At 70.3% G+C, this 11,254-nt stretch carries 12 protein-coding genes; 7 read left to right on the forward strand and 5 right to left on the reverse strand.

Annotated elements, in window-relative coordinates; all coding sequences use genetic code 11:
• Window positions 1–166: 166 nt before the first annotated feature.
• The 5 genes from ACFVWW_RS13960 to ACFVWW_RS13980 all read left to right on the forward strand — a co-directional run bounded on the left by ACFVWW_RS13960 (window position 167) and on the right by ACFVWW_RS13980 (window position 4,615).
• On the forward strand, window positions 167–1,573 hold the full coding sequence (locus ACFVWW_RS13960; protein WP_384184119.1) for a family 2B encapsulin nanocompartment shell protein: 1,407 nt from the start codon (window positions 167–169) through the stop codon (window positions 1,571–1,573).
• 145 nt (window positions 1,574–1,718) lie between these two features.
• Window positions 1,719–2,759, forward strand: coding sequence for a family 2 encapsulin nanocompartment cargo protein polyprenyl transferase (locus ACFVWW_RS13965; RefSeq protein WP_386878493.1), 1,041 nt, complete (start codon window positions 1,719–1,721; stop codon window positions 2,757–2,759).
• Window positions 2,760–2,825: 66 nt separating this feature from the next.
• Window positions 2,826–3,422, forward strand: a complete 597-nt coding sequence (locus tag ACFVWW_RS13970) for a GNAT family N-acetyltransferase (RefSeq protein WP_384184123.1) — start codon at window positions 2,826–2,828, stop codon at window positions 3,420–3,422.
• 121 nt (window positions 3,423–3,543) lie between these two features.
• Window positions 3,544–4,128 (forward strand): dihydrofolate reductase family protein, encoded by a 585-nt coding sequence (locus ACFVWW_RS13975; RefSeq protein ID WP_386878362.1) that lies wholly within the window; start codon window positions 3,544–3,546, stop codon window positions 4,126–4,128.
• Window positions 4,129–4,171: 43 nt separating this feature from the next.
• Entirely contained in the window at window positions 4,172–4,615 is a 444-nt protein-coding gene (locus ACFVWW_RS13980) for a DUF6304 family protein (RefSeq protein ID WP_384184128.1), read from the forward strand.
• A gap of 273 nt (window positions 4,616–4,888) precedes the next feature.
• Here ACFVWW_RS13980 and ACFVWW_RS13985 read toward each other — a convergent pair whose 3' ends face one another.
• Together ACFVWW_RS13985 and snpA are read right to left on the reverse strand one after the other, a co-directional pair.
• Entirely contained in the window at window positions 4,889–5,584 is a 696-nt protein-coding gene (locus ACFVWW_RS13985) for a hypothetical protein (protein ID WP_386878361.1), read from the reverse strand.
• Window positions 5,585–5,719: 135 nt separating this feature from the next.
• Complete coding sequence (snpA, locus tag ACFVWW_RS13990; protein WP_384184133.1) at window positions 5,720–6,385, reverse strand: snapalysin; 666 nt, start codon at window positions 6,383–6,385, stop codon at window positions 5,720–5,722.
• Window positions 6,386–6,574: 189 nt separating this feature from the next.
• Here snpA and ACFVWW_RS13995 point away from each other — a divergent pair, with 189 nt between their 5' ends.
• Complete coding sequence (locus tag ACFVWW_RS13995; RefSeq protein WP_386878360.1) at window positions 6,575–7,567, forward strand: LysR family transcriptional regulator; 993 nt, start codon at window positions 6,575–6,577, stop codon at window positions 7,565–7,567.
• 90 nt (window positions 7,568–7,657) lie between these two features.
• On the opposite strand, the gene ACFVWW_RS14000 is transcribed toward ACFVWW_RS13995, so the two are convergent.
• Window positions 7,658–8,695 (reverse strand): amidohydrolase family protein, encoded by a 1,038-nt coding sequence (locus ACFVWW_RS14000; protein ID WP_386878359.1) that lies wholly within the window; start codon window positions 8,693–8,695, stop codon window positions 7,658–7,660.
• Between the two features lie 79 nt (window positions 8,696–8,774).
• Window positions 8,775–9,734: an SDR family NAD(P)-dependent oxidoreductase gene (locus ACFVWW_RS14005; protein ID WP_386878358.1), complete on the reverse strand. Its 960-nt coding sequence runs from the start codon at window positions 9,732–9,734 to the stop codon at window positions 8,775–8,777.
• A gap of 216 nt (window positions 9,735–9,950) precedes the next feature.
• Here ACFVWW_RS14005 and ACFVWW_RS14010 point away from each other — a divergent pair, with 216 nt between their 5' ends.
• On the forward strand, window positions 9,951–10,421 hold the full coding sequence (locus ACFVWW_RS14010) for a hypothetical protein (protein WP_384184145.1): 471 nt from the start codon (window positions 9,951–9,953) through the stop codon (window positions 10,419–10,421).
• Window positions 10,422–10,501: 80 nt separating this feature from the next.
• Here the strand turns inward: ACFVWW_RS14010 and ACFVWW_RS14015 are convergent, their stop codons facing one another.
• Window positions 10,502–11,140 (reverse strand): DUF4097 family beta strand repeat-containing protein, encoded by a 639-nt coding sequence (locus ACFVWW_RS14015; RefSeq protein WP_386878492.1) that lies wholly within the window; start codon window positions 11,138–11,140, stop codon window positions 10,502–10,504.
• Between the last annotated feature and the right edge of the window lie 114 nt (window positions 11,141–11,254).

The raw sequence follows: 11,254 nt of genomic DNA on the forward strand, positions 1-11,254 counted from the left end.
TGGTGTGGCGTGGCGCGGGGTGGCTGATGGGCCGTCGGGCTGAACTTCAGCGTGTTGTGCCCCGTCCTGCGGGATTCAGTCCCACTCATTTGTGTAATGGCGCATCCACTCTCTGTGCTGGAAGTCTTTCCTTTGCAGGTCAGCACATGATCGAGAGGGAGACTTCATGTCGGTTGGTGACGAGGTCCGTGCAGTGCAGCCGCCGCCCCAGCAGAGTCTGGGAACGGCCGCCGCCCGGAACCTGGCGACCACCACCAAGTCGGTGCCGCAGATGCAGGAGATCACCTCACGGTGGCTGCTGCGGATGCTGCCGTGGGTTCAGGTGCAGGGCGGCACCTACCGGGTGAACCGTCGGCTCAGTTATGCCGTCGGTGACGGACGCGTGACATTCGTGCAGACGGGGGACCGGGTGGCGGTCATCCCCGCCGAGCTCGGCGAGCTGCCGGCGCTGCGGGGGTACGGCGACGAGGACGTGCTGGCCGAGCTGGCGCGCCGCTGCGAGCAGCGGGAGTTCGCGGCGGGCCAGGTCCTCGCCGCGACCGGTGATCCGGCGGACCAGGTCTTTCTGCTGGCGCACGGCAGGGTGGAGAAGGTGGGCACAGGTCCCTACGGGGACGAAGCGGTCCTGGAAGTGCTCGCCGACGGGGCGTACTTCGGAGACCAGGCCCTGGTGGACGGGGAGGCCGCCTGGGAGTACACGGCGCGCGCGGCGACGGCGTGCACGGTGCTGGTGCTGTCGAGGCAGGACGTGCGGAACCTCGCGGAGCGCGCGGACTCGCTGCGCGGCCATCTGGAGTCGCTGGCGTTCGTACCGCACCAGCGGACCAACAAGTACGGAGAAGCGGAGATCGATCTGTCCGCCGGCCATGTCGGCGAGGCGGTCGTGCCGCACACGTTCGTGGACTACGAAGGGGCGCCGCGTGAGTACGAGCTGAGCGTCGCCCAGACCGTGCTGAAGGTCCACAGCAGGGTCGCCGATCTCTACAACCAGCCGATGAACCAGACCGAGCAGCAGTTGCGGCTCACGGTCGAGGCGCTGCGCGAGCGCCAGGAACACGAGCTGATCAACAACCGCGAGTTCGGTCTGCTCAACAACTGCGACTACGGACAGCGGCTGCAGCCGCACAGTGGCGGGCCGAGCCCGGACGACATGGACGAGCTGCTCTCGCGCCGCCGTGGCTCGAAGCTCTTCCTGGCGCATCCGCGGGCCATCGCCGCCTTCGGGCGCGAGTGCAACAAGCGAGGGATCTACCCGGACAGCGTGGAGGTCGCGGGCCATCATGTGCCCGCCTGGCGGGGGGTGCCGATCTTCCCCTCGAACAAGATTCCGATCTCCGACGCCAGGACGACCTCGATCATCTGTATGCGTACGGGCGAGGCCGAGCAGGGGGTCGTCGGTCTCCAGCAGAGCGGTATCCCGGACGAGATCGAGCCGAGCATGTCGGTCCGCTTCATGGGCATCGACGAGCAGGCGATCATCTCCTACCTGGTCACGGCCTACTACTCGGCGGCCATCCTGGTGCCGGACGCCCTCGGCATCCTGGAGAACGTCGAAGTGGGCCGCTGGAGCTGAGCTGACCGGTCCCGGGTGGGCCGGCCGGCCGTCACGCGCCCGCCGGGCCGCGCGGCCCGCCCACCCGGACCCCGGTCCTCGATATCCGGGCCCCGATACCGGCACGGGGTCCGCACATATGCTGCAAGAGGAAGTGACCGTGACCATGACCAGCACGGATGCCGCCACCGAGGGCCATGAGGCCGTGGCTCTCCTGGAGCGCACCCGCACCGCTGTCCATCCGGAACTGCGATCAACCGTCGAGTCGTTGCCCGGTTCCATACGCCGGGTCGCGATGTACCACTTCGGCTGGGAGCATGCCGACGGCACCCCGGCCTCCGGGCGGGCCGGCAAGACGATCAGGCCCGCGCTCGTCCTCGCCGCCGCCCGGGCGCTCGGCGGGAATCCGCTCCACGCCGTACGGGCCGCTGTCGCCGTCGAACTGGCCCACAACTTCACACTGCTCCATGACGATGTGATCGACGAGGACCCGACCCGGCGGCACCGCGCCACCGCCTGGACGGTCTTCGGCACCCCGGACGCGATCATCGCGGGTGACGCGATGATGGCCCTCGCCCTGCGGCTGCTCGCCGAGGACCCGCATCCGGCGTCGCCCGCGGCCTCGGCCCGGCTCGCGGCCTGTGTCATCGAGCTCTGCGCGGGCCAGCAGGCGGACTGCGCCTTCGAGCAGCGCGCTCCGGACGATGTCTCACTGGACGAGTGCGTCGCCATGGCGACGGCCAAGACGGGCGCCCTGCTGGGCACGTCCTGTGCGCTCGGCGCTCTCTACGCGGGCGCGGCGGAGGAGGAGGTCGCCGCGCTGGACGCCTTCGGCCGGGAGGCGGGGCTGGCGTTCCAGTTCATCGACGATCTGATGGGGATCTGGGGCGACCCCGACCGTACCGGCAAGCCGGTCGGCGCCGATCTGGCCGCGCACAAGAAGTCCCTGCCGGTGGTCGCGGCCCTGGCCTCCGGCACCCCGGCCGCCGAGGAGCTGGCCGAGCTGTACCGGAGTCCGATGGACGCCACCGCGGTCCGGCGCGCGGCCGCCGCGGTCGAACGGGCCGGTGGGCGCGACTGGGCGCAGTTCCAGGCGGCCGACCGGATGTCCCGGGCGGTCCATCAGCTGTCCCGGGCGGTCCCCGACCTCACGGCCGCCGGTGATCTGCTGGCCCTGGCGGAGTTCGTCACGCGCCGTACCCGCTGAAGCAGCCGGCCGGGCCAACTCTAGGATCGCAGCGTCGTATGGACGATCCAGGAGGAGGGCCGGGAGATGGGCACAGGGATCAGGCAGGCGGGGGAGGGGGACCGGGCGACCCTGGTGCGGCTGCTGGACGAGGCGTTCGCGCACGACCCGGTGAGCTGCTGGGTGTTCCCCGACGAGGCCCATCGCCGCAAGGTGCACGGCCTGTTCCTGGGGGTGTTCGCGGATATCGCGCTCGCCGAGGGCCGGGTGGACATCATGGAGGACGAGACGGCGATGGCGCTCTGGCTCCAGGTGCCCGCCGGCCTGCCCGAGGAGGAGGACGACACCCCGGCACGGATGCGGGCGACAGCCGATCCCGACAATGAACGGGCCGAACTGATCGGGCGGCTGACGGGCGCGATCCATCCGCACGACCGGGCGCACGAGTATCTGCTGATGATCGCGGTGTCCCCGGAGCACCAGGGCAAGGGGCTCGGCCGGGCGCTGATCGAACCGGTGCTGGAGCGCTGCGACCGTGACGGCATACCGGCCTATCTGGAGGCGAGCAGCGAGCGCAGCAGCCGTCTCTACGAGCGGCTCGGATTCGCCTTCACGGGGACCACCGTCGATCTGCCCGACGGTCCGCACATGTGGCCCATGTGGCGTGAACCGCAGGGTCGTTGAGCGGCCCGCCGTAAAAAGGAGCTTGCGTCACCACTACAACTGGAGCACTATGGATGGAGTGGTCAGGCGCTCTTGAGGGGTGCCCGGCCGTCCCTGTCGTCCAGTGACCCAGAGGATCGGTTTGCGCAAGCTCACGTATTACATCGCGGTGTCGATCGACGGCTTCATCGGAGACCCCGCCGGCGACGCGACGTGCTTCCTGTCCTTCGTGGACGAGGAGCTCTTCGCGTACCTGAAGGCGAACTATCCGGAGACGATGCCGACAAACGGCCGTCAGGCCCTCGGCATCGACGACCTGGAGAACCAGCGGTTCGACACCGTCATCCAGGGCCGGGCCAGTTATGACGTGGCCCTGGAGATGGGTGTCACCAGTCCCTACACGCATATGCGGCAGTACGTGGTGTCCCGGAGCATCAAGGAGAGCCCGGACCCCGCGGTCGAGATCGTCTCCGGCGATGTGGCCGAAAAGGTCCGTGAGCTCAAGGCGGAGGAGGGCGGCCTCGGTATCTATCTCTGCGGCGGCGCCGACCTCGCCGGGCAGTTGACCGAGGAGATCGACGAGCTCGTCATCAAGACGTACCCCCTGGTCCTCCGCTCCGGGATGCCGATGTTCGCGGCGGACTGCGACATCAGTGAGTTCACGCTGGAGTCCGTGAAAGCCTTCGGGAACGGCGTACTCGTCAGGAAGTACACCAGGAAGCGGTGACCCACGCTGCGGCGGAAGAACCCGTACCGCTACAGTCCGCGCCATGACAGCGGAGTCGACGGATTCATGGGCGGGTTGGTACCGGGACCGCCAGGGGGCGGAAGCGATCACCCTCACTGCCGGCGGGCAGCAAGTACGCACCCGAATAAGAGGGGTTGAGTACCAGGGGGCCGATTTCGAGGGCCTGGAGCCGGTGGGGGCCGGGGAGGCTCTGGCGTCCTGCGTCATGGAGTGGGACATCCCGATGCCCGTCAGCGCGGACGGCGCGGTCCAGCAGGCCACGCTCAGCTGTCTGCTGGCGCTCGGTGAGCGGTCGGGCGGGGGCCCGGTCGGGCGGGCGGAGCTGAGCCTGACGCTGCACTGCGGCGGCGCCGCCTACGCGTCGGGAATCGCGGGAGGCGGCTTCGAGGAGGCGCTCGGCCGCATCGCGCGCCAGCTGCCGACCGATACGGAGCTGGAGGGCAGGCCGCTGGTGGGCGCGTCCTGACGCCGTGAGGCGCGCGGGGACGCCGCCGCACAGGGCTAGGCCCTGTCTGACACATAGCGCCGTCCGCCCCTGGGGCGGGGCTCGCGGGGTCTGGTGCGTGCAATCGCAAGGCGGAGGATCATCCTCGTACTGGACGTACTTGGATGACTCCGACAACGCGGCGAGTGTGCGTGCCAGGCGCCGTGAGCCAGGCGGGATGTGTCAGACAGGGCCTAGGACACCCGGGCCCCGGCGGGCCGGCAGCGTCGGCCCCCGGCCCGGGGCCTTCGCCCCTCACACGTCCGGCTGCTCCACCGACTCCTCTATCCAGCCGATGTCCATCGCCGGATGATCGTCATGGAGGACGAACTCCTCCTCGATGTCGACCGGTTGGAACCCGGCCGCGTCGAGTCCGTCGAGCAGCGCGTCCAGCCGGGCGCGCGCGGCGGGTCTGCCGACGCCCCGGGCGCGCTGGGTCACAAAGCGCTCTTGGACCCCGCCGGACAGCACCCGGCGGGCATTGCGCGAGACATGCGCGGTGTGCTGCTCCGCGACGGTGGCCAGCCGTTTCGCGTCGTACGGGATGGGCAGCCGCAGTTTGATGTGGTGCTCGAAATGGCAGTGCGCGGGAAGCGTCGCGGCCTCGGCGTCGGTCTGCGGCACGCCCTCGTTCCAGGGCGCCGCCTCGATCTTCGTCCGTACGACGGCGAATCCGGCCTCCGCGAGGCGTTCGGCGCACTGCTCCGCGGCGCGGCGCTGTCCGTCGAGGGTGCCCGTACCCCGCAGGGTGAGCATCGGCTGCGACGGGGTACGGCCGCGGTCCAGGACGATATGGGTGAGCTTGAGCCCCTGGGCGGCGGCCCAGTCGCCGAGCGACGCGACCGTGTCCGCGCGGTCGGCCCGTACCGTCAGATGTGTCTCGAAATCGCCCTCGATGGTCCGGCCGAGATCGCGCCGGGGCGACGCGCCGATCTCCGTACTGAAGTCCACCGAGAGACGTTACCAAGGGGGACAGGGCGAGGGGCGCCCCGTCGTGCGATGACGGGGCGCCCCTGCCGGACCGCTGTGGTGCGTGTGTTCTCCGTGCCTGTGTTCTCCGTACGAGAGGTCAGAAGACCCCGGGGTTCAGGAGACCTTGGCCAGCGCGGCCGCGATGCCGTTCGCCCACAGGGCGTTGACCTGGGCGGCCTCCTGCGCGTTCGGCTGGCTGTTCTGGCAGGACGTGCCAGGACCGCCGCCGGACATCAGCTCGCTGCACGGACCGGTGTAGTGGTCCGGGAGGCCGAGCACGTGGCCCGTCTCGTGCGCGGTGACGCGCGTCGAGTTGTACTGCTGGTTCTGCGCGTAGTCCAGGAAGATGTAGCCCTGGCCGTGACCGTCGGTGCTCGCGTACGAGCCACGTGAGTCGTTGCCCTCGTAGTACGCGAAGTCGGCGTTGCCGCCGGACTGCAGCTTCACGTTGGCGACGGAGCTGTTCCAGATGGACGTGCTGCTGGCTATCTGGCTGGCGAAGCTCGGCGCCTGGGAGGCGTCGTAGACGACCGTGACGGCCAGGGCGCCCGGGTTGGCGGCGCGCTTCTTGGCGACCGACTTCATGACGGCCTCGAAGAAGGCCTTGTTTCCGGCGGCCTCCGCCTTCGAGCCGTCGTAGGCGGCGTACGAAGAGGTGGCAGCGGCGCTGGTGGGGGCAGCGCTGGTGCCGGCGGTGGCGGTGGGCGCGACAGTGAACGCGGTCGCAAATGCCAGGCCAATACCGCAAATTGCGGAAATCACCGTCTTGGGGTGTCGCATGTGGGGGGCTCCTACTCGTCCGCTGAACGGGTTCGGTACCGCAGAGTCTCTGGGAGTTCGCCCCGGTGCGGATGATGTCAGTGGCCGATAACACCAGCGCATCACCCTGGGCGACTTTCTTCGAATGCAAGCCAATTACTGCGATTTGCGGACCTGGTGCGGTTCAGAAGGCCGCTCTACTCTCGGGGCATGGAGCTGGAGGTGAGGCATCTGCGTGCCCTATGTGCCATTGCCGATACGGGAAGTCTGCATAAAGCGGCCCGACAGCTGGGGATGAGCCAGCCGTCCCTGACGACCCAGCTGCGGCGTATCGAGAACTCGCTGGGTGCGGAGCTTTTCTCTCGCGAACGCACCGGCTGCCGGCCGACCCCGCTGGGGCGCTCGGTACTGAGCCGGGCCCGTCCGCTCGTCTCCGGGATGGACACGCTGGTCACCGAGGCGCGGGCGTCGGCCGACCGGGCCGGCGGGCCGCGGCTGCGGATCGGCTCCACGGCGAGCCGCGCCCTCGCCGGCTGGCTGCGCCGGCTCAGACGCAGACTGCCCGGCACGGACATCTCGCTTCATATGGACGTCTCCGCCAACGCGCTGCTGCGGGCGGTCGCCTCGGGCCAGCTCGATGTGGCCTTCGTGCACGAGGTCGAGGGCTGCCCGCTGATCGTGCCCGAAGGACTGGAGAGACGGGTGCTGGTCGAGCGGGAACCCCAGTTCATCTCCATGGCCCGCGACCATCCGGCGGCCGCGAGCCCCGTCGTGGAACTCGCGGATCTCGCCGACGACCGCTGGATGATCGACCCGACGGTCGACGGCGAATGGGACGGGCTGCGCCGGGTGCTGGGCGCGGCGGGGCTCAACCCGCCCGTACTGCACGGGGATTACTCCACCGCGGCGTCACTGATAGCGGTCGGCGAGGCGGTCGCACCCTGCCAGCCGACCTCGGGCCCGCGCGACGACATCGTTTTCCGGCCGCTGCGCGACGATCCGCTGGCGGTGCGGCTGCTGCTGTTCTCGCGGCCGAGCGGGCGCGAGGACGGCGAGGGCGCCACGGTCCTTGACGGGTCCACGGGCGCGGAGGTGTACGGGGATCTGGAGGACGCGTACCGGGAGGCGGCCCTGCGGGCGGTCGACTACCGCCAGTGGCTGACGCGCCACAAGAGCCCGCTGCTGCACGCTCCGGCGGCCTGAGCGGGACGCGGCCCGGGGGTGCGCCCCGTGCCCGACCCGTCAGGCCACGAGCCTCGTCAGGCCACGAGCCTCGTCAGACCGCGAGGCCCGTCAGGCCACGACCCGGCCCCGGAGGATGATCCGGCTCGGGCGGGCGAGCGCCGCGGGATCCAGGGCCGGGTCGGAGTCGTACGCCACGAGGTCCGCCGGAGCGCCCTCGGTGAGGCCCGGAAGTCCCAGCCAGGCGCGGGCCGTCCAGGACGCCGCGCCCAGGGCCGCTTCCGGGGGGAGCCCGGCGCGGGCGAGCCATGCCGATTCGCCGGCGACCGTGCCGCACGGGTAGCTGTCGGTGCCGGCGAGGACCGTCACGCCCGCCGCGTACGCGGCCCGTACCGTACCGGGCATTGCCTCCCAGCCGGCGATCCAGTCGTCGCGGCGGGCACCGGGCTCGCTCGCGTAGCGCCTCTCCGCGTCCGACGCGAAAACGCTCAGCGTGGGCACCAGCGCCGTACCCTGCGCGGCCATCCGGTCCAGCAGCTCCCGGTCGAGATGCATCCCGTGCTCCACACTGTCCGCCCCGGCGAGCATGGCGTTGCGGCTGCCCTCCGCGGTCTGGCAGTGCACGGCGACCCTGCCGCCCGCCGTGTGGACGGCCCGTACGGTCTCGGCGAGCAGGTCCAGCGGTACGGCGGGCTCGTCCCACCGCCAGTCGCCGATCACCTTGCACCAGCCGGCGGCGGCCTCCTCGACGGCCGCGGCGGGCAGTTCGTCCTCACGGACGTCACGTCCCAGGCCCGGGAAGAACCGGCCGGGTGTCGCGAGCCAGCGTCCGGCGGAGCGTACGCGGGGCAGCTCCTCGTCCTTGTCCACCCAGTCCGGCATGCGCGCGCCGGTGCCGGGCGTACGGACGAGCAGGACGCCGGCGTCCCGGTGCTCGGTCAACTGCCTGCGCAGCACCGTGTCGTCGAACGGATCCTCGGCCGATTCCATCCCGGGGTGGGTATGTACATCGACCAGCCCCGGCAGCAACCAGCCGCCGTCGACGACGAGTTCGGCGCCGGGAACCGGATCGGTCCGCAGCCGGTCGCCGTCGATCCAGAAGGACCGCTCCTCGCGCTCGGGCAGGACGACACCTCGTACACACAGCACCACGGCCGCTCCCCCTCACTCCGCCGCCAGCGTAGGGCGGGGCCGGCGGGCAGGGTCGGGGAAGACGTGCGCACCGTGCTCACGGGGTGAAGGCGTCGACTCCCGTGAGTTCCGCCGACAGCTTCCACAACCGCGCGGCCCGGTCCGGATCGGCGGCCCACGCGCTCACGCCGCTGCCCAGGACTGTGCCCTCGGCGGCGGGCTCGGCGATGTCGCAGTCCTCGCAGTACACCCCGCCCATGCCGTCCAGCTGGGGAGAGGTCGCCGCCCACACCTGCGTGGCCGCGCCCTCCTCGGGAGTCTTCCAGCCGCTGTTCGTCGGACTGGCGCCGATGGTCTCCGTGAGCTCCGCCAGCTCTTCCTGGGACATGTAGCGGCCCAACTGCGTGGCGATCGTGCCCGGGTGCAGCGAGAAGGCCCGTACCCCGGCGTCCCGCCCCAGCTCGTCCAGGCGCAGGGCGAACAAGGCGTTGGCCGTCTTCGCCTGTCCATAGGCCTGCCACTTGTCGTAGCCGTGCGCGAAGTGCACGTCGTCCCAGCGAATGTCCGAGAGCTGGTGCCCGTTGGAGGAGACCGACACCACGCGCCCGCCCCCACGCTCGATCGCCGGCCACAGCCGGTTCACCAGCGCGTAGTGACCGAGATGATTGGTGGCGAACTGGGCCTCCCAGCCGGTGCCGACACGCGTTTCCGGGCTGGCCATGATCCCCGCATTGTTGATCATCAGATCGACAGCACGGCCGGAGGCGAGGAACCGTTCGGCCAGGGCCCGCACGCTCGCCAAGTCCGTCAGGTCCAGCTCCTCCACCTCCACGCCGTCGATTCCGCCAACCGCCTCCTGGGCGGTGGCGCGGCGCCGTGCCGGGACGACGACGTGCGCCCCCGCCCCGGCAAGCGCGCGCGTCGTCTCCAGGCCGAGTCCCGAATAGCCACCGGTCACGATCGCGAGCTTTCCGGACAGGTCGATATTCCGGAGTACGTCGCTCGTGGTGCTGCGCGCTCCGAACCCGGAATTGATCTTGCGCTGTTGAGTGGTCATGCACCGAACCTACAGATTAGAGGGCACTCCAAGACAATCCCGGCTACGACTTCTCGCGGCCGGGATCGAGTGGTATTCCTGCTGTCTCGGACTCGACGGCGGCCGCGTGCTCGTGATTTTCGGTGACGAGGCGAGAAGGCCGTTGTGATGTCGCCGATCGGCAGGGGGAATGTGACGGAACAGGAAAGTGGCGGCCTTGAGGAACAGAGCCGCGACATGTCTCAGATGCGTCATCTGGCCGGAGAAGTGGAGAAGATCGCCGTCGAAGCCGGCATCGGCGCGCGACGGGCGCAGCGGCGAGGGAAATTCTGGAACGCCACCCACCTGGTGCTGGGTTTCCCCGCTGCCGTACTCGCCGCGGTGTCCGGGGCCGCCGGCCTCGCCTCGCCCGATGCGCGGGTACCGGCTGCGGTTCTTGCCCTGCTCGCCGCCGGCTTCTCCGCCGGGGCGGCGTTTCTCCGGGCCGAAGCGCGGCAGCTGGCCAACCTTCGCAGGCGGTACGCCTGGCAGGACGTGGAGGTCCGGGCCCGCCTCGCACTGGCGCGCGAGGCGTACATGACCGAGGAGGCGCTGTACGACGCGCTCTCCCGATTACTCGAACTACGGCGTGCCGTACCGTCCAGCGCGATTGTCCTGTCCGAACTGCCGGCCCCGCCCGCACAGACGGAACCTCTTCAGAACGGCTGACGCGGCTCGCAGGACGGTGCGTCCCGGACGGCGGCCCGCCGTCCGGGACCGGGACGGCGGCGGCCCGCCGACGGTGGTGCTTACGACGCCGACCGCACGGTCACATCGCCGCCTTCACTGCGCGCCTTGATCTTGTGCGCGGAGGCGGCGTCGTTGGTGACCTTGACCGTGCGGCTGCCCCCGGCGGTGGTGGCGTCCACGGCGTACGAGCCGTCCGGCACGGTGACCGTCACATCGCCCCCGGCGGTGGAGGCGTCGATCGAATCGGGCGCCGCGGAGAACGCGACGGTCACGTCACCGCCTTCGGCACTGATGCCCGCGTCGGCGGCCAGGCCGTCGCCGGTGATGGTGCCGCCGGCGGTCGAGATCTTCACCGCCAGGGTGCGGGGGATCTCGATGCGGTAGTCCACGTCGCAGCTCCCCGAGTCGCAGCCACTGTTGGTGAGCCGGAGCTCGCCGCTGGTGACGGAGTGCGCCGTCTTCGGCTTGTCGCCGTTGTCGCTCCGCTCCTCGGTCACCTTGACGGTGCTCCGGTCGGAGGCGGTGATGTCGACGCTGCCGCCCTTGTTGTCGAGGGTGAGTAACGTGGCCTTCTCCGTGACCTCGTACGAGGAACTCGACGTGCTCTCGTCGCCCCCCTTGCCGGAGGACCCGCAGCCCACGAGCAGTACGGCGGCGGCGGTGGCGGCGGCGGTGCTGATCAGGTTCTTGTGGTTCATGGTCACGTCGCATTCCTTGTCGGAGTGAGGGTCCGGGCCCGGTCGCCAAGGACGTCAGGGCGACGGGGAGTAGGACGCCGAGCGGTACGGCCAGGTTGCCGTTCCGGTCACTAC

The sequence above is a fragment of the Streptomyces sp. NPDC058198 genome, from assembly GCF_042882605.1.
In the GTDB taxonomy this organism is placed as follows: domain Bacteria; phylum Actinomycetota; class Actinomycetes; order Streptomycetales; family Streptomycetaceae; genus Streptomyces.